This is a genomic window from Varibaculum sp. (genome assembly GCF_008661855.1).
In the GTDB taxonomy this organism is placed as follows: Bacteria; Actinomycetota; Actinomycetes; order Actinomycetales; family Actinomycetaceae; genus Varibaculum; species Varibaculum timonense_A.
On sequence record NZ_RPZY01000055.1, the window covers coordinates 114,485 to 138,105 of the forward strand.

19 protein-coding genes are annotated in these 23,621 nt (G+C 51.6%); 5 read left to right on the top strand and 14 right to left on the bottom strand.

Features of this window, described 5'->3' with window-relative positions; genetic code table 11:
• Positions 1–9: 9 nt before the first annotated feature.
• Both QZT94_RS07310 and QZT94_RS07315 read left to right on the top strand, forming a co-directional pair.
• Positions 10–972 (top strand): amino acid ABC transporter permease, encoded by a 963-nt coding sequence (locus QZT94_RS07310; protein ID WP_072510337.1) that lies wholly within the window; start codon positions 10–12, stop codon positions 970–972.
• The gene (locus QZT94_RS07315) at positions 969–1,823 is read left to right on the top strand and encodes an amino acid ABC transporter ATP-binding protein (protein WP_296761766.1); all 855 of its coding nucleotides are present in this window, start codon (positions 969–971) and stop codon (positions 1,821–1,823) included. Before QZT94_RS07310 ends, QZT94_RS07315 begins: the two co-directional genes overlap by 4 nt.
• A 780-nt stretch (positions 1,824–2,603) precedes the next feature.
• On the opposite strand, the gene QZT94_RS07320 is transcribed toward QZT94_RS07315, so the two are convergent.
• The 4 genes from QZT94_RS07320 to rplJ all read right to left on the bottom strand — a co-directional run bounded on the left by QZT94_RS07320 (position 2,604) and on the right by rplJ (position 7,386).
• Entirely contained in the window at positions 2,604–4,499 is a 1,896-nt protein-coding gene (locus QZT94_RS07320; protein ID WP_296761767.1) for an ABC transporter ATP-binding protein, read from the bottom strand.
• A complete protein-coding gene (locus QZT94_RS07325) occupies positions 4,496–6,277 on the bottom strand; it encodes an ABC transporter ATP-binding protein (RefSeq protein ID WP_296761770.1) in 1,782 nt (593 codons plus the stop codon). The genes QZT94_RS07320 and QZT94_RS07325 overlap by 4 nt, the downstream gene beginning before the upstream one ends.
• 133 nt (positions 6,278–6,410) lie before the next feature.
• Complete coding sequence (gene rplL / locus QZT94_RS07330) at positions 6,411–6,800, bottom strand: 50S ribosomal protein L7/L12 (RefSeq protein WP_072510341.1); 390 nt, start codon at positions 6,798–6,800, stop codon at positions 6,411–6,413.
• A gap of 64 nt (positions 6,801–6,864) precedes the next feature.
• Entirely contained in the window at positions 6,865–7,386 is a 522-nt protein-coding gene (rplJ, locus tag QZT94_RS07335; protein ID WP_296761772.1) for a 50S ribosomal protein L10, read from the bottom strand.
• A gap of 805 nt (positions 7,387–8,191) precedes the next feature.
• Here rplJ and QZT94_RS07340 point away from each other — a divergent pair.
• Positions 8,192–9,694, top strand: coding sequence for a cation:dicarboxylase symporter family transporter (locus tag QZT94_RS07340; RefSeq protein WP_296761774.1), 1,503 nt, complete (start codon positions 8,192–8,194; stop codon positions 9,692–9,694).
• Between the two features lie 230 nt (positions 9,695–9,924).
• Here the strand turns inward: QZT94_RS07340 and QZT94_RS07345 are convergent, their stop codons facing one another.
• The 7 genes from QZT94_RS07345 to QZT94_RS07375 form a co-directional block, all read right to left on the bottom strand.
• On the bottom strand, positions 9,925–10,545 hold the full coding sequence (locus tag QZT94_RS07345) for a hypothetical protein (protein WP_296761776.1): 621 nt from the start codon (positions 10,543–10,545) through the stop codon (positions 9,925–9,927).
• Between the two features lie 88 nt (positions 10,546–10,633).
• Positions 10,634–11,785, bottom strand: a complete 1,152-nt coding sequence (locus QZT94_RS07350) for an alpha/beta hydrolase (RefSeq protein WP_296761778.1) — start codon at positions 11,783–11,785, stop codon at positions 10,634–10,636.
• A gap of 9 nt (positions 11,786–11,794) precedes the next feature.
• On the bottom strand, positions 11,795–13,024 hold the full coding sequence (locus QZT94_RS07355; protein ID WP_296761780.1) for a hypothetical protein: 1,230 nt from the start codon (positions 13,022–13,024) through the stop codon (positions 11,795–11,797).
• A gap of 92 nt (positions 13,025–13,116) precedes the next feature.
• The gene (locus QZT94_RS07360) at positions 13,117–16,251 is read right to left on the bottom strand and encodes an FAD-binding and (Fe-S)-binding domain-containing protein (protein ID WP_296773324.1); all 3,135 of its coding nucleotides are present in this window, start codon (positions 16,249–16,251) and stop codon (positions 13,117–13,119) included.
• 155 nt (positions 16,252–16,406) lie between these two features.
• Complete coding sequence (locus QZT94_RS07365) at positions 16,407–17,735, bottom strand: Fic family protein (protein WP_296761784.1); 1,329 nt, start codon at positions 17,733–17,735, stop codon at positions 16,407–16,409.
• 305 nt (positions 17,736–18,040) lie between these two features.
• Positions 18,041–18,139, bottom strand: coding sequence for an AURKAIP1/COX24 domain-containing protein (locus tag QZT94_RS07370; protein WP_005504750.1), 99 nt, complete (start codon positions 18,137–18,139; stop codon positions 18,041–18,043).
• A gap of 91 nt (positions 18,140–18,230) precedes the next feature.
• A complete protein-coding gene (locus QZT94_RS07375; protein ID WP_072510349.1) occupies positions 18,231–18,446 on the bottom strand; it encodes a helix-turn-helix domain-containing protein in 216 nt (71 codons plus the stop codon).
• 358 nt (positions 18,447–18,804) lie between these two features.
• Here QZT94_RS07375 and QZT94_RS07380 point away from each other — a divergent pair, with 358 nt between their 5' ends.
• Complete coding sequence (locus QZT94_RS07380; protein ID WP_296773325.1) at positions 18,805–20,181, top strand: potassium transporter TrkG; 1,377 nt, start codon at positions 18,805–18,807, stop codon at positions 20,179–20,181.
• Between the two features lie 158 nt (positions 20,182–20,339).
• Here the strand turns inward: QZT94_RS07380 and QZT94_RS07385 are convergent, their stop codons facing one another.
• Entirely contained in the window at positions 20,340–21,008 is a 669-nt protein-coding gene (locus tag QZT94_RS07385; RefSeq protein ID WP_270626501.1) for a TrkA family potassium uptake protein, read from the bottom strand.
• A gap of 100 nt (positions 21,009–21,108) precedes the next feature.
• Here QZT94_RS07385 and radA point away from each other — a divergent pair, with 100 nt between their 5' ends.
• A complete protein-coding gene (gene radA, locus QZT94_RS07390) occupies positions 21,109–22,509 on the top strand; it encodes a DNA repair protein RadA (protein WP_296761790.1) in 1,401 nt (466 codons plus the stop codon).
• Here the strand turns inward: radA and QZT94_RS07395 are convergent.
• Both QZT94_RS07395 and QZT94_RS07400 read right to left on the bottom strand, forming a co-directional pair.
• Positions 22,496–23,101, bottom strand: coding sequence for a hypothetical protein (locus QZT94_RS07395; protein ID WP_296761793.1), 606 nt, complete (start codon positions 23,099–23,101; stop codon positions 22,496–22,498). The two genes, radA and QZT94_RS07395, sit on opposite strands and share 14 nt — an antisense overlap.
• A 22-nt stretch (positions 23,102–23,123) precedes the next feature.
• Entirely contained in the window at positions 23,124–23,618 is a 495-nt protein-coding gene (locus QZT94_RS07400; protein WP_072510354.1) for a DUF3180 family protein, read from the bottom strand.
• Positions 23,619–23,621 lie beyond the last annotated feature (3 nt).

The window sequence follows — 23,621 nt, forward strand, 5'->3', positions numbered from 1 at the left end:
GTTGTAAACGTGAACGGTCAAAAATACAAAGACCAAGTGGAGCTCAGCTGCCCGCGCCCAGTATTCTCACTGGGGCGGGCGCTCTCCGCCATCATCGTAGCGATAGTGGCCGCTATGATTATCCACGGTCTTATCTCTAATGAAAACTATCGCTGGGACATGGTGGCTAAATACCTTTTCCACCCATCAGTTGTTCGCGGTGTCCTATATACCCTGCTACTAACGGTACTAGCCATGCTAATCGGGGTAACCCTCGCCGTAACCATGGCGATTATGCGTAAATCCACCAACCCGATTATGAAAGCGGTTGCCTGGTTCTATATTTGGTTTTTCCGGGGAACGCCGATTTACACTCAGCTAATCTTTTGGGGACTAATCCCCACTCTCTACAACAAACTCTCCCTCGGCATCCCCTTTGGACCAGAGTTTTTCCAGTTCGACACCGCCACCATCCTAAATGCGGGGGTAGCAGCGGTATTGGGCTTAGGACTTAACGAGGGCGCATACCTGTCTGAGATTGTTCGTTCCGGTCTGAACTCGATTGACCCCGGACAGGCGGAAGCTGCCAGCGCTTTGGGGATGCGGAGAGGACAAATCATGCGCCGAATTATTTTGCCGCAAGCAATGCGAGTAATCGTACCCCCAACCGGCAACGAAACTATTTCCATGCTGAAAACCACTTCACTCGTACTCGCAGTACCCTTCACCTTAGAGCTCACCTACGCTGCCTCGACGATTGGAAATCGAAATTTCCTGCCTATACCACTGCTGATTGTGGCAGCTATCTGGTATTTAACTATTACTTCCATCTTGATGGTGGGGCAAAGCTATATTGAACGCTACTACGGGCGCGGCTTTGATAACCGTACCGGAGATAAAGCCGGCAAGAAACTGTTTGGCTCGGCTAAACAACGCGCGGTTAATGCCGCCGGAACTACAAAAGACGACCCATTTATCGAGTACACACCATGAGCAATATGAACAAAACAGATGAATCCCGCGACCTAATGGTTAAGGTTCAGGCAGCCCATAAGTTTTTCGACGATTTACATGTGCTTAAGGGCGTAGATTTAGAGGTTAAACGAGGAGAAGTCTGCGTTCTGCTAGGACCTTCCGGGTCAGGAAAATCTACCTTACTACGCTGCATTAACGAATTAGAGCAGGTATCTGGAGGACGTATCTACCTAAATGGTGAACTATTGGGAATGGTTGAAGAAAACCCGTCCTCCAACCCCATACGCGCCCTTTTGGATCGTAAACGGGGGTCAATTACTTCTCAGGGGAAGCTACTACGTAAGCTACCCGACAAAGAAATTGCTCGACAACGCGCAAAAGTAGGGATGGTTTTTCAGCGTTTCAACCTTTTCCCCCACAAGACCGCACTTGAGAACGTGATGGAAGCCCCGATGCAGGTTAAAGGGCTATCTAAGCAAAAAGCAAAATCGCAAGCCTTGGAACTGCTGGAACGAGTAGGGCTCTCTGACCGTGCCGACCATTACCCGGCGCAGCTTTCGGGTGGGCAGCAGCAGCGAGTCGCGATTGCCCGCGCCCTCGCCATGGAGCCAGAGCTTATGCTGTTTGACGAACCCACTTCCGCCCTCGACCCCGAGCTAGTGGGGGAAGTGTTGTCGGTCATGCAGGATTTAGCACGCGGAGGCATGACCATGATTGTGGTTACCCACGAGATTGGTTTTGCCCGGGAAGTCGCCGACCACGTGGTGTTCATGGACGAAGGTAAAATCTTGGAACAGGGCACCCCTGAACAGGTAATCAACCATCCCCAGAACCCCCGAACCCAAGACTTCTTCTCCAAGGTGCTGTAGAGTCGAGAACGCCCCCTAGCTAGCGCGATTTTTAGCTTAGAAATGCTAGACTCACAAATCTTTACTACTAGTATCTATATTCCATACTGATGGAATTGGCGCGATTTGACTGGTGGAATTGGCGAAATTAGGTGATTGCAGACCGGCCCTTGAACGCGCAACTATGCCAAGCACAGACATAGATGAAGGAGCGATGGCAGCTTCATCTATGTAGGCGCAGAGGGTAGATTTTTCCTCCTGCCCAAGAAATTCGGAAAACGTAGCGGCGTTTTCCGAATTCTTATGCCCACCGCACCCACTCGGATAAAATCTCCCCTCCGCACGTAAAAGCAACAGGAAAATCAAGGTCACTCACCAGTAGAAATACCAAACATAGACATCAATGGGGAAGAAAAAGGCACGGGATTAGGTTTTATCCGAGCAGGCTAGGCGGGTGAAAAAGGGGCGCGACCTGCAAAGCCACGGCCTTAACCACCACCCCAACATCGGAAACACACCTATTTAGCCACCACAACAAATTCCATTCTTTACATCTGTAAGGAACCGGATCTACAAGGACCTTTACTTCTTCAGACCCGCAACTTCCAGCGCACAGCAACACCAAAACACAGACATGAATGGCGAAGAAAGCGCTGAAACTAGGTTTTCCCGAGTCGGCTAGGCGGGCGGAATAGGGGCGCGGCCGGCAAAAGATACGAGAGGGGCTTGACCTGCGAAGCAGGTCAAGGGATCCCCGGAGTGCTTTTGCCGAGCCAGCCCCGAAACGCAAGAACGGAGCATTTAAGCATCAATATCACCTTTGGTGAACTGCGCGTTGTAGAGGCGGGCGTATGCGCCCTCGGCGGCCAACAACTCTTCATGCGTACCGAACTCGACGATATCGCCATGCTCCATCACGAATATCACGTCACTGTCACGGATAGTAGACAGGCGATGCGCGATCACGAAGGAGGTGCGCCCCGCAGTAGCTTTGGCTACTGCTCGCTGAATCAGCTGCTCCGTGCGGGTATCGACCGAGGATGTAGCCTCATCGAGAATCAGCAGGGGCTTATTCGCAAGCATGGCACGAGCAATAGTCACCAGCTGGCGTTGTCCGCTAGAGAGGGCGGAATCTTCCCGAATCTCGCTATCGAGACCGTGAGGAAGCTGCGCAACCAAGTCACTGAGCCCTACTGCTTTGATCACCTGCTCCAGGCGTTCCTCGGATACGTTCTGTCGGGAATAAACCAGGTTCTCCCGCAAGGTTCCTTGGAACATCCAGCTGTCTTGCAGCACCATAGCGAACTGCGAGTCCACGTCCTCGCGCCGCATTGCAGAAAGCGGGGTTCCGTCCAAGAGGATTTCCCCACTGTCCAGTTCATAAAAGCGCATTAACAGGTTTACCAGGGTGGTTTTGCCGGCTCCAGTCGGCCCTACTATCGCGACGTTTTGTCCCGGCTGCACCAGCGCCGAAAATCCGTGAATGATTTCTTTGCCCGCTTCATAGGAGAAGCGAATATCCCGGAATTCCACTTCACCTCGGGTTACTTGGTCGGTCAGCGCCGGTTTTTCGGATTCGTCCGGTAGCTCGTCCTCTTCCAGGATTTCAAAAACGCGCCCTCCGGCAGCGGCTGCTGACTGGAAGGAGGCCGCGGCAGAAGCTAGGTTCGATAGCGGCTGGGTGAAAATCCGGATATAGAGCATGAATGCGGCGATTACTCCGATAGTTACATAGCCTTTCACCACCAAGACTGCGCCCAGTACGCATACCACCACGTAACCGAGGTTTCCCACAAATCCCATAATCGGCATCATTAACTGGGAGAGGAAATCTGCGCGCCAAGTCGCATTAAATAGTCGCTGGTTACGACGGTTAAACTCGGCACTGGTGGCGGATCCCGCATTATAGATATTGATAATCCCTTGCCCGGATAAAGATTCTTCGATATGCCCGTTTAGGCTCCCCAGGTAGGACTGCCGGCGAATAAAGAAACGTTGGGAGAACACCATAATCACCGCGTTGAGGACGAACCCCAAAAGCGTTACCCCCATACCGGCGAGCGCCATCCGCCACTCGGTGTAGAGCATCATACAAGCGGCTCCCACCAAGGTGACTACGCCGGTAATGATAGTGGTGATTGTCGAATGCAGGGTTTTCACCAGGGTGTCGATATCGTTGGTTACCCGGCTTATAGTGTCGCCGTGACTGGTTTTGTCGAAGAAAGACAGCGGGAGACGGTCGATTTTTCGGTCAATCGCGGAGCGCATCCGCTGCCCAGTGCGTTGGGTAACTTTGACCATAATCAGCGATTGCCCCACGTTAAAGCAGAGCCCTAAGGCGAGAACGAGGGTAGCCATCCGCGCCAGCGTAAAGATTTTGTCCATATCGATACTGCTACGCAATCCGGCGGTAATCTCATCGGTGATTAACCCGAGGAACATCGGCGTGACCGTAGTCAAAAGCGATCCGGCGATTGCCAAAACTAGCGCGAATAGGATAGCTACCCGGTAGCGCCCTAAAAACTGGGCAAGACCGCGCACCGATTGGGAGAACTGTCCTTTCTTGGCTTTCTCATAGACGTTCCCGCCGTGGCCTCCGCTTGGGCGTACTGGTGACATTTTTTCTGCGACTGGTTCTAGGCCGCGCCGCGCCGACTCGACTCGCCGGCTCCACTCGTTCATTTCTACGTCTTTCATGCCAACTCCTCCTCAGAGAGTTGGGACAGCGCAATTTCTCGATAAATCTTTGAGGAAGCCATTAGCGACTCATGCGTTCCCCGCTCCACGATTTTGCCGTGATCGATTACTAGAATCTGGTCAGCTTCTCGCACAGTAGCTATCCGCTGCGCCACAATGATCTGGGTTTTCCCGTTTGCTTTCGCCGATAATTGCCCGCGAACATCCCGGTCAGTGGCATAGTCGAGGGCGCTAAAAGTATCGTCGAAAATCAAGATTTGCGCATCTCTGGCCACGGTTCGGGCAATCGAAATCCGTTGTTTTTGCCCGCCGGAAAAGTTAGTGCCCCCTGCGGCTACTTCTGCCGCGAATTCGCCCTCTTTATCGGCAATGAAATCGCAGGCAGCGATGTCGCCAGCCTCAACAATATCGGCGGGGGTAATGTTTTTCGAACCTTTTCCAAAAGCAATATTGGAAGCGATAGTGCCGGTGAATAGCGTGATTTTTTGGGGTGAATATGCGATTTGGTTACGCAGTTCCAGCAAAGGCAATTCCCGCACGTCTTTGCCGTTAATCAAAACCTGTCCTTCCCGGGGATCATAAACCCGGGGAATCAGGTTCACCAGTGTTGTTTTCCCGCTGCCGGTGGCTCCAATGAGGGCTACGGTTTGCCCGCGAGCAATCTTCAGATTTATCTGATGGAGGGCGTCGTCTTCGGCTCCGGGATAGCGGAATGAAACGTCTCTAAACTCAATCGCCGGTTCCTGTAGGTCTGGGCGGGTTTCTTTCTCGAGGACGCGGGTGGATTTATCGGCGGTAGCGGCCGACTCAACTAGGGAAGGTTCGCAATCTAGTACTTCCCGGATACGGCGATTAGCAACGATGGCTCTGGGTGCGAAGACGAATACCATTGCCATCATCAAGAATCCGCCAATTGCTTGGGTCGCGTACCCCGAAAATACCATCATCTGTGAAAATAGGGTTATTTTTTCCGCGCCGGCAGCTGCGGAAATCATAAAAGCACCCAGAACATAAATCGCCAGGTTAAGCCCGGATATCACCGTGTTCATCACCGGCATCATGAAGGAAAAAGTTCCGGATACCATCAGATGCGTGTTAGTTAGTTCGGTGTTGGTGGCTTCAAAACGCTGCTCGTGGAAATCCTGGGAGCCGTAGGCACGGATAACCCGCACTCCCTCCATGTGTTCGCGCGTTACTCGGTTCAGGTCGTCAGTAATCCGCTGCATCCGCATCATCCGCGGCATCACGATTCGCCAAATGATGAAAATCATGACCAGCAGTATCAACGCCGCAACCCCGGTAGCGGCGGTCCAAGTCAGGTTCTTCCCGGCGATTTTTACGATTGCCCAAATGGCAAGGATGGGGGCTTTCACCATCATTTGACACCCCATAACCACAAACATTTGCAGCTGAGTGACATCGTTAGTGGAGCGGGTAATTAGCGAGGGCGCGCCGAAACGGTCAAAGTCTGCTTGGGGGAGGGATATCGCTTTGGTAAACACTGCTTGCCGTAAGTTGCGGGCGACGGTGGCACCGATCATGGCCATGCAATAACCGGTGACTATGGCTACTACCATGGATCCGGCGGCGCAGCCGAGCATTTTTGCGCCTTCAGATAGCACCCCGCTGACGGTAGCACCTGGTTTCACAATCATTTCGGTGATGGTCTGCATGAAATCAATCAGGCGCAAATCTAAGAAAACCTGGCAAATAATGGTGATAATCGCCAGCGCGCTGAGCAGCCATTCTTTTTTACCTAGGTGCCGCAGTACGGTCATTATCTAGCAGCCCCTTCCTTTTGGATATTAACCCGATATTAACCCCTTCTTTTAGATTAGCTTCTTTATAAAAAAGGCGGTGCGGGGAAGAATTTCCCCGCACCGCCTTTTTAAAGTAAAAGACTAACTAGCCTTACTTCAGAGTGATAGTAGCACCCGCGCCTTCCAAATCAGCTTTGGCTTTTTCGGCGTCTTCCTTGGATGCGCCCTCCAGAATGGTGGTGGGAGCGGAATCAACCTTTTCCTTGGCTTCTTTCAGAGCCAGTCCGGGCTGTAGGGCGCGCAGAGCCTTGATTACAGCAATCTTCTTGTCGCCAGCAGCTTCGAGCACTACGTCGAATTCGCTCTTTTCTTCAGCTGCTTCTTCGCCACCGGCAGCACCGGGGGCAGCAACAGCGACAGCTGCGGGAGCTGCGGCCTCTACGTCGAATACCTCTTCGAATTCTTTAACGAAATCCGATAGTTCCAACAGAGTCATTTCTTTGAAAGCATCAATTAGCTCTTCTTTGCTGAGCTTAGCCATTTTGGCATTCCTTTCTTTTTGCCCACGCGAGGCAGATTTTTTCTTGTCGATCTATACGGCTTTATTAAGCCGCTTTTTCCTGCTTTTCGCGCAGGGCGTCCACGGTGCGTACCGCTTTGACGGCGGGCGCCTTGAACATATAGACAGCCTGTACCAGCTTGCCTTGCATCGCACCAGCCAGTTTGGCCAGCGTGGTTTCGCGGTTGTCCAGTTCAGCTAGCTGCTTGACTTCATCGGCAGTCAAGAACTTGCCATCTAGGAAACCGCCCCTGATTACCAACTGCTCGTTATTCTTAGCGAAGTCACGTAGCGCTTTGGCTGCATCTACGGCTTCTCCAGTTACGAATGCGATTGCAATCGGACCGGTCAGTTCCTCGTCCAGGCAGTCAATTCCCTGGTTCTTGGCAGCGATACGCACCAGCGTGTTCTTCGTGACGGAATAAGTAGCCGTTCCTGCCAGGTTCTTGCGTAGCTCGGTCATCTGAGCCACGGTCAAACCGCGGTATTCGGTGAGCAGCAGGGCCGATGCGGAGCTGATTTTTTCTTCCAGCTGGGCAATCATTCCTTGCTTATCAGCTTTCGCCATTTGACCCTCCTTCCGTTTATCCGTGCCGGGGACCAGAACAAGAAAACCCCGCGCAGATTGCACGGGGCGAAAATAAACGTACCAATCCTAGCTGCTATCTTCCCCGGGGGGGGAAGGACGTCCTCTTTTTCTGAGGACACGCAACTATTTTCGATACGTTACGCATCGTTCAACCTACACAGGCTTCCAATCTGGAACTTAAACCCACTGGTGTGGGCACCGGCGATCTTGGGCAGTAGCCAATTTAGCAGCCATTTTCCCAGCAGGTCAAGGCAGAAGAACAGGATAGGGCGCTTTTGTGGGTTATTTAACGCGCAGCAGATTATAACGCGCAGCAGATTAGTTCAAGAGAGCATATCTGTCCACAGTCGCTACTAGAGTGCCCTTCTCCCTCCAATCCTCAATCTAGCAAGCTCTCAACTCAACTCTCATGTAGCTCTCAACTATAGAGAGTTACAGTTGAGAGTTGAGTTGAGAGTTAAACCCTCAAGACCCCAGCCACCCCGTGACTTTTACCTAGCACCGCCCGCCTACAAAACAACTCAAAAACACTTGAACATTTAGGCGATAAGACCCAAAAAACCATGATGTGTGCTATCTCACAAACACGCTTTTACAATATAGGATAAAAGACCTACAAACAAAATATGGGGGAAACCAAAGTTTTACTCTTGCATCAAGACTTTAGTGGTTATAGCCTACTTTTACACTTCGATGAGAAGATAAATATTTATTTTCCTCCTAGTCACTTAGTCCCAGATTCCTATAAAACAGAATCACCAACATCAGGAGTTCCTCCATGTCTATGCTCAAACACAAAAAGAACAAAGACGAAGTAACCGGGGAATCTAGCCTGGCGGTTACCGAGCTAACCGCCAGCAGACCCTACGTTCCAGAAAGCAAAAAGCCAAAGAAAGACAACACTCACTGGTTATATATCGGCGTAATAATCGCAGTGGTAGCCGGGATTATTTTCGGGATAACTGCCCCCGATATAGCCAAGGAATTCAAGGTGGTCGGTACCACCTTCGTCCGACTCATCACCATGATGATTGTCCCCGTAATCTTTTGCACCATCGTCCTCGGAATCGGTTCGGTACGAGCCGCAGCCTCGGTAGGGAAAGCCGGCGGAATCGCACTCGCCTACTTTATTGCCATGTCTACCTTTGCTCTAGCGATCGGCCTAGGGGTAGGAAACCTGATAGAGCCGGGACACGACCTCAATATTGAAGCCACCAAAGGAGCTGCTAGCCAGTTCACCTCTGGAGCTAAGCAAAAGGGCGACGGGATTATTGGATTTATTCAATCAATCATTCCCGATACTTTCTTCTCCTCGCTCACCGCTGGTTCCGTCCTCCAAACCCTGTTTATCGCCCTGCTAGTTGGGTTCGCGGTACAGAGCCTCGGCAAAACGGGAGACGGAATTCTGCGCGCAGTTGAAGCCATCCAAAAATTGGTTTTCAAAGTGCTCTACATGGTTCTGTGGCTAGCTCCCATCGGCGCATTCGGCGCTATGGCAGGGGTTGTCGGTTCTACCGGCGCTAAAGCAGTAGGACAGATGTTATTGCTGATGGTGGCATTCTATATAACCTGTATTCTGTTTATTTGCGTCGTCCTCGGCTCGGTATTAGGAATATTTGGGCGTTTCAATATTTTCAAACTCATGAAATACCTAGCGAAAGAATACTTGCTGATTGTAGCGACTTCCTCCTCCGAATCCGCGCTACCAAACCTGATGCGGAAAATGGAGCATCTCGGGGTTCAAAAAGCAACCGTGGGTATCGTAGTACCCACCGGCTACTCGTTTAACCTGGACGGAACCGCTATCTACCTGACTATGTCGGCTATTTTTATTTCCGACGCCATGAATAAACCGATGGGAATGGCAGAACAAATCGGTTTACTGGTATTCATGATGATTGCCTCTAAGGGCGCAGCTGGGGTGTCTGGGGCAGGTATCGCTACTTTGGCGGCCGGTCTACAGTCACACCGTCCCGAACTACTGGATGGGGTTGGAGTAATCGTAGGTATTGACCGCTTCATGTCAGAGGCACGCGCCCTCACCAACTTCACCGGGAACGCAGTTGCTACCCTACTGGTTGCCACCTGGACCAAAACCATTGACCGCCAGCGGGTTTACGACGTATTAAATGGAAAACTCCCCTACAGCCCCCAGGTAGATGACACGGATATTGACCTAAAGAACCCCTCGGTACAAATCAATACCAACCTGCCACACACTCCACAGCCAGATGTGGCTGCAATCGAAAAGTTGGCTTCCCAAGAGCAAGCCACTGCCAATAAATAAAAAGAACGGTTTCACCGCCGACCCCTGGAGCAACGCTTAGGCTCGCTCAGATTGGGATCCCTCCTTGGGCGGTGAATCCCCGGTAAAGCTCTCAGCTAGGCTCTCGAGGGGAGACTCTTTTGGAGTTTCCAACTTAACTGCCTAGCTGAGAGCTTATTATTTAAAAACACTCATAGAGGGATATAAATCCAGGTGAATCAATAACATTTACCGGGTTACCGTCGGAAATCCTATGCCAGCTCGTCTTCTGGATCTGGGATAGCTTCAGTAATCGCGCTCAATATTCCCGTAAAGATTGCTAACCACATTGCTTGCTTGGTGTGCGCATAACGGTGACCTGCCCGACGTCTTTTTTCTCCCCTCGAAAAAATAAGTTTTTCCCCGAGGGGCACTAACGAAAGCAGGAAGGCACCAAAAGTAAAGGCGACTGCTGTCGGGATGGTGATGACCGTATCTTCCTCTTCGCTTTCCGTAACATTTTCCGGGTCGCAACATTCGCAGGGATTTTTCTCCTCTGAAAATTCCCCCTGCTGACTATTTTCAGTCTTGCCCGCCGCGGCATCTCGGTGACATTCGCAAGCACCTCTGCGCTCCGCGCAACCCTTTTTATCTGCATCTTTAGGGTTAATTTGCAGCGAGGGGATAACGCCCATAATCCATCCCGCAGCTATTTCCCCGGCTAGCAACAATACTTTTATGCCAGTGCGAGACTTGCGGGAAGGTAGATAGTCAGGCAACGCATACCAGGAAAAAGTGCTCAAAGCATAAATTGTTCCGCTCCCCAAAGCGCGTTTAACAGTTGATTGTTCCTGGTAGCCCTGTTTCAGCTTTGCAAACACTGATTTGCTCACTACATCCCCCTAACTTTTTACCTGGACGAAACCCGAGAATATACCGAAACATAAGAAAGTGGTAAACATAATACTGGCTAACTACCCCTTAGGGGCAGATGGCGCGGGCTGCGGTCTCGCCGATTTCACTTATAGGACGAGCTTGCCCCGGCAAGGCTTCGGCAAGCCAACGGTGAATGCCGAACCATACCTCTTGACGCACATCGGGGAAAGATAAGAATAGATCGTGTTTTCCGGGGTAACGTTCCATGGTCACGCGACGGGATAGCCGCCAGGCATTCGCGCACATGGTTTGGACGTTTAGCACCGAATCAGTAAACATCATTTCCCGTTTACGTTTCCCGCTAGAAGAAGCGGTAGAAGTCAAGAAATAGGTAGGCACCTCCGTAGGTTCACCCGATAAAAGCCGCTTTTGAGCGACAGTAATCGCACGTACCCAGCCAAAACGCACTACCGCATCGGCACTACCTTTCCACTGTCGAATCAGTGGCCAACCTGCCACTGCGGGGTCTCGACGGAAAGGCTCAAGTCGCTTAGGCAAAGTTCCGTCGATTTTTTTATCCCAACCCATCAAAGAATCTACGTAAGCGGAGTCAGCTGACTGCAGTGGAACCTCTTTCTTGGCTGCCCGCCGGGAAAACAATTCTGCGAGGGCGCGCGCCCCGAAACGCTGGGAAGTTCCCCCCGCCATTTCAATCCAGGGGGAATCAAGCAGCAGTCCTGCCACTTGATCCCGGTGTCGGTTCACCCAATAGGCTGCTGTCAGCCCCCCGGTAGAATGTCCAGCCATAACTAGAGGTAAATCCGGATGTTCTTCCCGTATTACTTCTAAAGCCGCATAAATATCTAGGTCGTAAGAAACAAGATCATCCGTCCAGCCAAAGGTCTGCCATTTCCGCAGCGAACGCCCGTATTTACACAGGTCAATTGCGTAAAATGCTCCCCCTGACAGGGAAACATGGCGCGCCAGTTCCCGCTGGAAGAAATAATCATTCCAACCGTGCAAAAAAAGACAAATAAAAGTGGGGGTAGTGGGAGTTTCGGCAATCATCCAAGGATCCTCGGCGGGCAGATGCCTGACTACGGTAGCGCACAATTCGCCCTCTTCATCGCGAGGAAGCTCTAAAGTGCGTGCTTGAAAACCTTTACCGAGGATATCTGCTACCCATTTCCCTAACGGCGCTGGAGCCGGCGGTGGCTGCGTTGGCAAACCAGCGACAGCTAAACCATTATTTTCCATCTTTTCCCTTTAATGACCATGTTTTCTCTGGTGTGGAGCGGTATTGCGTTCAATTTCGGTATTAACCTCGGCGATAGCTTCCGCCAAGGACGGACCTTGCAGATTCCCAATTCGGAACGCTTCCCACCCGTCCAGGGAGCTATCCCCTCCGACCTTTTCAAATGCTATCTGAACCTGATCGGTGAGCTGCCCGTCCCCAGGGTCAATCACGCCTTCTTCCTTCAGGAGAGCTTCGCAAATCCGTCCCTGATTATCAGACCACAGCAGCACTGCATCTTGTCCCACCAGTGACGAAATAGATTGCAAGCCTTCGGCATCTTTTTGCAGCAGCTTTAACTCGCTGACCGGCTCGTTTGACTGCGCCTGTACTTCATGGCTCTCTAAACCTTGGGCATTGTCCTCTTCAGCAGGAACATCTTCTTCACCGGGGCGCTCTTCAGCAGCAGCAACCCGGTTTTCCGGGGTATCTAACTCTGTAGACTCTGATATCCCCTGCCCATTATCCGCATCTGAAGTTACCTCAGCATCAGTCTCGCCCTCGGAAACAGTTGGAGGAACCGGCGGGGCAGGCGGAACCAGAGTAATCTCTGGTTCTTCAGCGGAAGCAGGATTGTCATCAATATGCCAAGAAATCTGCGGAGCTGGGGCACGATGTCCCCCAATCTGGGGATGTGCGTAGCTGATATTGCTGGGGGTGAGCTGCGCGACCTCTAAAAAGCGTCTGCCATTGGACATTTGTCGTGAAGAAACCTGATGGATTTCCAGACCGGAACTGCGCAGCACCCCGAGCGCCGAATAGCAACCCTCATCTATTTCTCCTACCACCAGGATTAAGCGAGGACCTGGTTGTGTGGTGGGTGGCATGGCTTCGCGGAACTCTGCCCAGCCGGTTTGGAAAGCTTGCACTCCCCCCGGATATTGACTGGCTAAATCCATCCATCCTTGCCCGGATACCTGCCCGAGACGTGAAATTGCAGCTACCAGGCTGACCGGGTCTAGACGGGAGAGTACTTCTACCGAAACAACCTGACCAGAGGCATCTAACGCGGTCAATGAATGCGGACCAGTTCCAGATTGACCGCCGTTTCCTGCCCATGCAACCGGAAACAGAGGACGATCAATTACCTCTAGCACCTGCGAGCGGATAGATTCCAGCACATCCATCTCTAATCCATGCCCTACCGGCGTGCCAAACTGTGCCGGTATTAGGCGACCTGATTCTAGTTCAAAGAGTGCCATCGACTCACCGTTCCCTGTTTTAGCTTTAGGATTCCTCTCCTATTGTGTCACGGATATCCACTGAGACACCCGTTTCCGCGCCGAGACTGGCTCTATGATTTATTTTCTGAGGACGTGCCGATGCGTTTTGTAGCGTTCTTTAGAGCGGTGGCACTGGGAGCTGATAGTAGCTGCGCCAGGTGAATACCGCCGCGACCAGCTAAAGTTTCTGCTTGGGTGCGACAAGAAAAACCATCCGCCAAGAAAATAGCGTCCGGGTTGGCTTTTAACTGCGGTAGGAGGGCGTGCTCGGCTACCGCTAACGACATCTGGCGGTGCGAGGCTTCCATTCCGAAGTTACCGGCCATGCCGCAGCAACCTTGCAGTTCCACCAGATTCGCGCCAGTTTTCTCGATTAGGGCGCGATCGGCTTCCCAGCCCATTACTGAATAGTGGTGACAGTGCGGTTGAGCGACTACTTTCACCCCGGTGAGGTCAGGTAAGCGCAGGTCGGGACAGTTAGTGGTTATGAATTCCGCAAGAGTAAAGGTAGCTTCCCTAACCATTAGGGCGCGTGGGTCAGCTGGGAGGAGTTCTAAGAGGTCATCTCGTAGCACCGCGGTACATGAGGGCTCAATTCCCACAATCGGGATTCCATTAGCGGCAAGCGGCCCCAAACGTTCAAGAAGTCTTTCGAGGTGTCTGCGTGCCCCTTTAAGTTGCCCGGTGGTAATCCAGGTCAGTCCGCAACAAGCATCTGGGGGCGCCAAAAACACCTGCCATCCTGCCCTGCTCAGCAACTGAATAGCGGCTTTGACTCCGCGTTGGTCCAGTCCCCGCGAAAAAGAATCTGCCCAAATCACCACGGGTTTGGAGGCTGAAAGCGCCGCCTGGCGGGTTCTTTTTCCGGCTTTATCTGCATTTTCTTTATCCGCTATTACTCCGGACTTTCCGAAAAAACCTTGTCCCCAGGGGGAAATCTCTGATGCTTTCGGCCATAGTTGGCGGTTCGGATATTGGCTTTCTAAAGAGTGAGTCGCGAAAAGAGGAAGCGCACGCTCCGTATCCAGGTGAAGCAGTTTCAGGGCAAGCTTACTCAATAGGGGAATCTTGGTACCCAAATTAGCCAGTTGCGCTGCTCCGGGTATTCTTGCCATTAGCCGCAGCCACCGCGGTAACCATCCCAGGGCATAATGCGAGGCTGGACGAAGTTTACCCTGGTAGCGTCGAAATAGGGTTTCGCTTCGCCACTTTGCCATATCGACCCCGGCAGGACAATCCGCAGAACATGCCTTACACGCTAGACATAAATCGAGCACCTGCCAGATTTCGGGGTCTGACAATCCGTGAATTAGCCCCCCGTTGGTAGCTTCTTGCAGGATACGCGCCCGGGCGCGAGTCGCATCCTGCTCACGCCGTCTTGCTTGGAAAGACGGACACATGAATCCGCCCGCCCCGCTGTTATCGGCGCGACATTTTCCCACCCCGGTGCAGCGATGGAAAGCATCGGTAAGGCTACCGGCGTCCTCGGAAAAAGCAAAGCCTTCTGGGCGGGCTTTAAGGGCGTGCGCTTGGGTACGCCGCACGTTTACTTCCACCCCATCCGGACCTGCCGGTCCCGTCAGTACCCCGGGATTCATCAAGTTATCAGGATCAAATAAGGCTTTGACTTGCGCAAATAAGTCTACTGCCTGCGAGGAATACATTTTTGGTAGTAGCTCAGACCTGGCTCTACCGTCCCCGTGTTCCCCGGAAATAGAACCACCGTATTTTCCAACCAGCTCCGCGGCGGCAAATAAGAATTCTCGCGATTTACCTAGTCCGGAAGCACTCCCCAGTGGCATATTGAGCCGTACATGTACGCATCCGTCCCCAAAATGCCCATACAGCAGTCCGTCCAACCCGAACTTTTCTAGCAGCTTTTGGAAATCCTGCAGATAGGCGGCCAAATTATCCGGAGGTACCGCCGCGTCTTCCCAACCTGGCCAGGCCTGATCTCCCCGAGGAGTTCGTCCTCCCAGTCCCGCTCCATCTGCGCGAATCCGCCAAAGAGCAGCTGCATCAGCCCCGGGAGGATAAATCATGACTGCCTCTCCGCTGGCTCCAGAAGCATCCGCGAGTTGGCGTGCCCGTTGTAAGGCGGCATCCTCATCTACGCCTTCCCCGCCGACCTCGCATAACAGCCAGCCGCTACCTTGCGGCAAATCTGGGACTGCACCTGAGCCTTTATGTTTGCGCACTACTTCCACTAACCGAGCATCCATCCCCTCCACTGCCAGGGGCTTTAAGGGGAGGATTTTAGGGACGGCAGCGGCAGCGGCAATCATATCTGGGAAACCTAACGCCACCAGTACGGGAGCTTTGGGAAGCGGAACGAGGCGCACGGTTGCCTGAGTGAGAACCCCCAAAGTGCCCTCGGTTCCGGTCAGAAAAGGGGCGAGGGCGCAGCCGTTTTCTGGTAGCAGGTGCTCCAGGGAATAGCCGGATACTTGTCGTCCAAAGCGTCCAAATTCGGTGCGGATAGTAGCTAGATTCGCTGCTACCAGGGATTTTAGACCGGGAATCTGTTTGATTTGCTCGCTGCAGGAGGACGAATCTTGCAGGGAAGCTGACCCGGCCTTTTGCGGGGGCTGTCCAGCTATAATCTCGCGCCCTAACCCATCAATTAACCGCAGCTCTAAAACGTTATCGGAGGTGCGCCCATAGGCGGTGGCGTGCGGCCCGCAAGCATTGTTGCCGATCATGCCACCGATGGTGCAGCGAGAAGAGGTTGAAGGATCGGGGCCGAATCGTAAGCCGTATTTAGCGGCCGCCTGCTGTAACTGGGATTGCACTACCCCTGGTTCTACGATGGCGTAACGCTTTTCGGCATCAATTTTTATGATTCGATTCAGGTGGCGCGAGTAATCAATTACTACTCCGGGACCAATGGCATTTCCCGCACACGAGGTACCCGCGCCCCGGGCAGTCACTGGTACCCGGCATTCCCGGGCAGCCTGAAGTAGTATCCGCAGGTCGTCTTGATCTACTGGGCAGGCAATAAGCCTTGGAGGAATCCGATAGTTAGAGGAATCCGTGGCGTAGACGGCGCGGTCAGCCCGGGAATCTAGGAGTTCTCCGCGAAATTTTTCGCGCAAGATAGAGCGAAATCTATGGTAGTGACCTGCCTGGATACCCATAATTCGCCTTTCGTTACTTCTGTGCCTAATCCTATCTGCTTCCCGCTTAGCTCCTAAAGCGTGTTCCATTCCCATACTCCTGGAGCAGTGTTATTACCGCCAGCAGATTTCTTAAAAACGTTCAAATAGCTTCCATACACCTTAAGTGTCAGAAATAATTATTTCTGACACTTCAGGGAGGCAAGCCTGACACTTAGAGTATTTTACCAGGTAATACCGCCCTTCTAACTGTCAGGGTCATCTCCGGAACCCGAACTGAGCCGTTTTTTCCACCCTGGTACTACCCGCCAAACAACCCAGCGACCTTTGCGTCCTCTGCGTAAAAACCCCATCTCTTCCAGACCACTTAAGTCACCATGCCCGCTAGGACGAGACACCCGGAATCGCTCCGCCACCATCTGCGCCGTCCACAGCATTTCTGGCTCCCCCCGAGATTCCAACAAAATATCGATTTGCCGATTATTCAAGTCGGCGCGATCTTTCAACCCTTCTTTAAGCTCTGCCGCCTGACGGCGATCATCCGCTAGGTATTTCTCCAGATGCTCCACCGCTCTGCGAAGGATTTTTAGCTGATAAATAAAAAAATACGTAAGATCTCCGTCGTCATATTCTACATTCAAAAAAGCCCGCGCATACTGAGCAGGCGCTTGCTTTAGTAATGAGGAAACCACCAAAAATCTGGCTGCCGGAAAACCTGCTTTCAGCAACATCCAATAAAACAGGGATCGTGCAGTTCTCCCGTTGCCATCAGCGAAATAGTGATCATACCCCATCATGAAATGTACAACCATCGCTTTCAACAGCGGGTGCATCCACGGCTCAGGATTATTTATGAAGTCGCACAGCTCCTGTATTCGGGCAGGTAACTCGCTTGCCAGCGGCGGAACATAAATAATCTGATTCGAGTCTCCAAATATCTTTACCCGGTCATTCTGATCAGACTGTACCGTGCCCGCATCGCTTGCTATCTCTAAAGTCCCCTCCGTAACGGTACGGTGTAGGTCTTTAATAAAATCGGGAGTAGCCTCACGATCCAGCAAGTCCTGCAAATTCTCCATCGCCAAATAGTTATTAACTATCATTCTTTCGCTGATATCTTTAGGCTCACGGTTTTGTTCCAACAGCTGCCGGGCAACCCGCCGCGAGGTAGATGCCCCTTCTAACTGGGCGGAATAAATGGCTTCATCGGTCAATCCGTTGTAAATGAACTTGTGACGCTGATACGAAGATACGCTCGTGTCCAAACTAGATAACTTTTGACCCAAGAAGTAACATTCTCGAGAAATAAAAGCGGGAAGGCAATAACGGAAGGGCCTTCCCGACTGCTGCCTGAGGGCAATAGGGATTGCATTATTTTCCCGCTGCAACCGAACAATCCCCCACCATTGAGAAATATTTAAATCAAAGGGAGGGGTTTGGTGGCGAAACTTATCCCAAGGGTCATAGGGCTCAAGAGAGCTTTTCCCCAAGGCTGCAGCAAGATTACCGCCGAGGGTTTTTGTGGCACTGGCAAACTCCTCAATATAGTCAGGAGGCATCGCGGGAGTTTTCATATCTCCACCCTAACAAATGAAGTGTCAGAAATAATTATTTCTGACACTTAAGGGCGACAAGCCTGACACTTAGAGTATCTATCCAGGTAGACTCCGTCCCGAAGTGTCAGCCAGAATTATGCCCTATCAAAGAGGACACAGAATACTGGTCACCAACAGTGCGTTAGAGCGTAAGGACTAGCGGCGCTATTAGATACCAAGAGGGGCTAATGCCCATTGGGTATTATCACCCGAGCAGACCTGCAGGGGCGAGAAATAAAAATGGATTCAGGCTTACCTGAATCCATTTTTTACTATTACCGCCGTTACTTCTTGTTGCGACGTTGGTGACGAGTTTTACGCAACAGTTTACGGTGCTTTTTCTTTGACATGCGCTTGCGGCGCTTCTTAATAACCGAGCCCACTAGGCCCTCCTTTTGCTTCTTGGTGCGCCCAGGGCGCAGATAAAACCAGAGAGTATTTTTCTTGCCCTACTATACAACACCTGAGCGGATACTAACTATTGGCTACGCCGGAGGTCTGTTCCCAATCACCAAAACCTTGCCCCATCATCTGATCTACCGCAGCGGTGGGTACTCTAAATGATTTACCCACCCTGACTGCGGGAATATCGCCAGCGTGAATCATGCGGTAAACCGTCATTTTGGACACGCGCATCAAATCCGCGACCTCTGCCACTGTCACGAAGCGTGGAGCTTGCTCCTGTGCCATAACTGTTCCGTCCTGAGTTTTAATCCATGCCGGTTTGGGGGCTGTCTACAAATTTTAAGTCGTTTACCTAGAGAATCTGGGCGCTCGACATCTATCTATAAAAATACCCCATGAAGCCCACTTTTCTCAACTGTCACAGGATGCTTACTAAAAAATCACTAACGTTTTAAGTTATCTACAATGTCTTGAAGAAACATTTACTATAAATAAACTTTTTCGAGGACGAAACAACAGTTTTCCCTACCCCCAAATAACCCCGTAGAAACGATTACCGCTCCTCCTAACCGAAACTAGCAACTGCGCGCTAATATCAAGGCAGGATAGATTGCTAGAAATACGCTTAAAAACAGGAGGTGTGATGGCAAAGCAACAGCGCAAAAGCAAGCGCACCAGATTTAAGCAATCAATAGACCACTTAGCCCGCACCTCCCCCGCGCGCCTAGTGCTAATACTTTTCGGTGCAATCATCCTGGTAATGCCCTTGTTGCTATCCTTACCGATTGCCACCACGACCGGAAAACCCGCCAACCTGGTAGACGCTATATTTACCTCTACCTCCGCGGTTTGCGTAACCGGACTGACCGTAGTCAATACGGCCTCGTACTGGTCCCTATTTGGACAAATAGTAATTATCCTCGGAATTCACATCGGTGGTCTGGGGGTAATGACCCTGGCATCTATCTTGGCGCTAGCGGTCTCACGCCATATTGGACTCACCCAACGCATGTTGGCAGCAACCGAAAAAACCGCCTCCCTCGGAAAAGTTGGCGGTCTTATCCGCACCGTGATAGTAACCTCTCTAACCTGTGAATTTATTCTTTTTATTGCTCTACTTCCCCGGTTTATAACCCTAAACGAGTCCATTTCCTCAGCAATCTGGCACGCCCTATTTCAATCAATATCAATCTTTAACAATGCGGGATTTATCAACCTCCCCGAAGGCATGCAAGCCCATCTTGGTGACTGGTGGATGGTTAGCCCAATAATCCTCGGAACTTTCCTGGGAGCCCTCGGTTTTCCAGTGATGCTAGACCTAAAAGAGAACTGGCGTTCCCCCCATCGCTTAACTTTGCACTCGAAACTAACCATAACTACCTATACGGCAGTATGGGTGGTTACCGCAGTGGTAATCGCGTTCTCAGAATGGAACAATCAGGGCACATTCGCCGCTATGAGCACCGGAGATTCTCTCCAAACCTCCATCCTGTTCGGCGTAAACTCTCGTTCCTCCGGAATCAGCACCATCGACGTGGGACAAATGACCAGAGGAAGCTGGTTCCTATTAGATGTGTTGATGTTTATCGGTGGCGGATCGGCCTCTACCGCCGGCGGTATCAAAGTATCAACCCTGGCGGTGATGATATTAGCGATAATTGCCGAGGCGCGTGGCGACCGGGATGTGGAAGCATTCCATCGGCGCATACCCCCCTCGGTAGTGCGCCTATCGGTAGCAGTTACCGGTCTGGGAGCAATAATCGTAGTGACCGCAATCTTCTTCTTACTGTCAGTAACCGATTACTCGATGGACGTAATCGGATTCGAAGTAATCTCTGCCTTTGCCACCGTAGGACTATCAACCGGAATTACCCCCGATTTACCAATAATCGGAAAATATTCCCTAGTAATCCTAATGTTTGCAGGTAGGACTGGTACTATGACGGTCGCGGCGGCGCTCGCGCTGCGCGAGCGCCGCCGAGTTATCAGAATGCCCGAAGAACGCCCCATCATCGGATAATCCAGGTAAAAATCTAGGTTAATACCCAAAAATCTAGCGAAAACTGACCTTAAAACAGCAACACCTGTTAGAGCTGCCACAAAGAGAAAATAGGCGCTAAGAACAATCCTCGCCCCGTCCTCGTAAATTCCTAAATCAATATCCTGACAAAAAGTAGGCTAAGGCATCTGCGCGAACTGCTCCAAAAGTTCAGCATCACCGGACACAATAATAATGTCATTAGCATCAATACGAGACTGCGGAGAGGCATACTCAAATGGCTGTCCCGCAGACAGCACCCCAATCACCGTAACCCCATACTTCGAACGCAAATCCAACTCCTCCAAAGTGAAACCATGACAAACCTTAGGAGGACGCATTTTCACCACCGAGAAGCCCTTACGATCCATCTCGATATAGTCCAGCATCTTGCCGCCCACCAAGTGAGCAGTACGCACGCCGGCATCATATTCTGGATAAACCACATGGTGAGCCCCAATCCGCTTCAAAATAGAGCCATGCTCTAGCGAAGTGGCTTTCGCCCAAATCGAAGCAATCCCCAAATCCACCAGATTAGCGGTGATAAGCACCGATGCTTCCAAGGCGGTTCCTACCCCCACCACTGCGGCTTGAAAATCAGTCGCCCCCAATTGTTCGAGCGCCTCCGCACTGGTAGCGTCAGCTTGAACTACCGGAAGTCGCGACTGCCATTGGGTAACAATCCGCGGGGACTTCTCTACAGCTAAAACCTCACGATCCAGACTGTCTAAAGATGCCGCCACTGCCGATCCGAAACGTCCCAGACCAATAACGAGCACTCCAGAAGTGCCGGAATCCCGCTTAGCCATATACGTCCTCCTTATGTTCCCAGACGTAGATAATTACGCCATATGCTTCCAGCCTACCGCGCAACAACCGTTGTTAGGACACCCGCGCTAGAGTTAAAGCATGGCCAAGGTAAAAACTAGCTATCAATGCTCCGAATGTGGCTGGCAATCCAGCAAATGGTTGGGACAATGCCGCAACTGTAAGGCTTGGGGAACTTTAGAAGAAACCGTACCCTTAGAAACTGCCAACACCCAACCCGGTAAAATTGCAGGCAAAACACCTCTCACTAAAGCCCTTCCAATCCGTGAAGTTGATATTGCTGACGCTAGATTTATCCCCACCGGAATTGGGGAACTTGACCGGGTGCTGGGCGGCGGTCTGGTGGCAGGATCCGTGGTGTTACTAGCAGGTGAACCGGGGGTTGGTAAATCAACCCTGTTGCTAGATGTAGCTGGAAAAGTTGGCTCTTTTTGGAAAAACAAATCAGTTCTATATATAACCGGGGAAGAATCGGCAGCCCAAGTCCGTCTGCGAGCCCAGCGGATTGATGCTCTCGCTGACAATCTACTGTTAGCTGCGGAAACAGAACTAGAAAACGTTTTAGGACATATTGATCAATGTTCTCCCGCCCTAGTAATCGTAGATTCGGTACAAACAATTGCTTCTGCCCAGGTCAGCGGGCAAGCCGGGAATGTCACTCAGGTGCGCGCCGTCTGTCAAGCGCTAATAGAGGTAGCAAAGAGTCGCGGAATCCCGATTCTGCTGGTAGGACACGTAACCAAATCCGGTGGAATCGCCGGGCCGCGCGTCCTCGAACATTTAGTTGATGTCGTAACCCAATTTGAAGGCGATCGCCACACCCGTTTACGACTACTGCGAGCGGTAAAGAATCGCTATGGCGCCACCGATGAAGTTGGCTGTTTTGAACTGGTTGAACGAGGAATTATTGGGTTAGAAGACCCTTCGGGACTGTTTCTTTCACAAACCTCCTCACGGGTACCTGGTACTTGCGTGACCGTGACTTTAGAAGGGCGACGCCCTATGCCTACCGAGATTCAAGCCCTGGTTTCCCCGCTAGTCTCGGGAGGATCGGCTCGGCGTACCACCTCGGGACTAGAATACTCGCGAGTAGCAATGACCCTCGCGGTATTGCAGTCTCGCTTGCGCCTGGCACTATCCAACTGTGATGTGTATGTTTCTACCGTAGGGGGAGCAAAAACCAGTGAACCGGCAGTTGATTTGGCGGTGGCGTTAGCTATTACCAGCGCCACCCAGTCGCGTCCTCCCCTAGAGAAAATGGTGGCTATCGGAGAAGTGTCCCTGACCGGGGAAATCCGCGCCACAGTAGGGTGCGGGAGGAGATTATCGGAGGCAGCGCGGCTAGGTTTTAGCCATGCCCTAATACCTCGCATAGGAGCCGAGGAAGTTTCCGCACCCAAGGGAATGACCCTACATCCGGTAACCAACCTGGCAGAAGCAGTTATGACCGCCCTCCCGGCGGAGGGAACTACTTCAAGGTAAAGACTGCTTTAGCTTCCGTTATTTCTTTATCGTTAAGGACGGGAATCGCCTGATAGGTTCCCGCTTGCGCTAAATCGCCCTTATCGCAGCCATTCCTGACTTTGCCATCCCAAGTTAAAGTACTGTTATATTCCACGGCAGTTCCCAGCAACAATGGCTGCTCCTGCGCCGTACCTTGGCATTTCCAAGATTGCCAAACCGTATCTTGACCGGTAACAATTTTTACCCCCACCTTGTCCGAGGCTCCATTCATGGTGCAGGGTTGATCGCCTTTAGTGTTACGTAAAACTATCTTGAAATTGACTGGGGAGCCAACCTGGTTTTCTGCTTTTTCTGGCTGCAACTTGTATGCAATGTTAGCCATATCGCAAGTAGTAGGTTGGGTTACCAGCTCTTTCGTCGTTTGTTCCGCTTGGGCACGCTGCTGAGTATCATCCGCTGCCTGCATCCATGCCCAAGCAAAACGAACAACGAAAACCACTAAGGCAACTAATATTGCCAGGATTAAAAGGGCGACTACCCGGCGCACCCAAAATGTTGCTTGCGAGGGGCGCCCATTAGTATTACGGCGCTGGCGACGGTCTAAATTCATGCCACCAGGTTACCGCACGTGCTTAGGCAGAAACCGGATTGGCACCACCCGGAGCGCTATTTCCACCCGGCTTTCCCTCGTCGCTATCATCAATCATGCACCAGGATTCCACAAGTAACGCGACTATTAACAGCAAAGCATTAGCCAATGCCAACGCAATAACCTGGGCGGCAAAAGAACCCGCAATTTCGGTATGACGTATCTGGAACACCAAAATCAGTTGAGACAGCAGATAGCCTAAAAACAGGGAGGCCCAAACCGCAGATGCTTGGGCAACCAACGCCACCAAGGGTGCTTTTGCCAACTGAATCCAAGAAGATTTTCCCTCTCGTAAACGTTTAACTGACTGCCCAAAAATCCCCAAAACAATCGCGCCACAAAACACAATAACCGTTAAAACTGGGCTGAACTGTAAAGGAGTTCCCCCCATTTTCAGCGCTAAATCACTGAGAAAATAGCCGACTATTAGCGCAATCGCTCCTAGAAACAGTAGGGATAGTCTGCTAAGCGGTTTCATAGG

Bases quoted from the DNA above. Each gene is read 5' to 3' on its own strand.
- QZT94_RS07395 (WP_296761793.1), bottom strand. From the start codon at position 23,101: ATGAATTTAGACCGTCGCCAGCGCCGTAATACTAATGGGCGCCCCTCG.
- QZT94_RS07325 (WP_296761770.1), bottom strand. From the start codon at position 6,277: ATGACCGTACTGCGGCACCTAGGTAAAAAAGAATGGCTGCTCAGCGCG.
- QZT94_RS07340 (WP_296761774.1), top strand. From the start codon at position 8,192: ATGCTCAAACACAAAAAGAACAAAGACGAAGTAACCGGGGAATCTAGC.
- QZT94_RS07375 (WP_072510349.1), bottom strand. From the start codon at position 18,446: ATGGCACAGGAGCAAGCTCCACGCTTCGTGACAGTGGCAGAGGTCGCG.
- QZT94_RS07385 (WP_270626501.1), bottom strand. From the start codon at position 21,008: ATGGCTAAGCGGGATTCCGGCACTTCTGGAGTGCTCGTTATTGGTCTG.
- QZT94_RS07355 (WP_296761780.1), bottom strand. From the start codon at position 13,024: ATGGCACTCTTTGAACTAGAATCAGGTCGCCTAATACCGGCACAGTTT.
- QZT94_RS07360 (WP_296773324.1), bottom strand. From the start codon at position 16,251: ATGGAACACGCTTTAGGAGCTAAGCGGGAAGCAGATAGGATTAGGCAC.
- QZT94_RS07320 (WP_296761767.1), bottom strand. From the start codon at position 4,499: ATGAAAGACGTAGAAATGAACGAGTGGAGCCGGCGAGTCGAGTCGGCG.
- QZT94_RS07400 (WP_072510354.1), bottom strand. From the start codon at position 23,618: ATGAAACCGCTTAGCAGACTATCCCTACTGTTTCTAGGAGCGATTGCG.
- QZT94_RS07315 (WP_296761766.1), top strand. From the start codon at position 969: ATGAGCAATATGAACAAAACAGATGAATCCCGCGACCTAATGGTTAAG.
- QZT94_RS07350 (WP_296761778.1), bottom strand. From the start codon at position 11,785: ATGGAAAATAATGGTTTAGCTGTCGCTGGTTTGCCAACGCAGCCACCG.
- radA (WP_296761790.1), top strand. From the start codon at position 21,109: ATGGCCAAGGTAAAAACTAGCTATCAATGCTCCGAATGTGGCTGGCAA.
- rplL (WP_072510341.1), bottom strand. From the start codon at position 6,800: ATGGCTAAGCTCAGCAAAGAAGAGCTAATTGATGCTTTCAAAGAAATG.
- QZT94_RS07380 (WP_296773325.1), top strand. From the start codon at position 18,805: ATGGCAAAGCAACAGCGCAAAAGCAAGCGCACCAGATTTAAGCAATCA.
- rplJ (WP_296761772.1), bottom strand. From the start codon at position 7,386: ATGGCGAAAGCTGATAAGCAAGGAATGATTGCCCAGCTGGAAGAAAAA.
- QZT94_RS07365 (WP_296761784.1), bottom strand. From the start codon at position 17,735: ATGAAAACTCCCGCGATGCCTCCTGACTATATTGAGGAGTTTGCCAGT.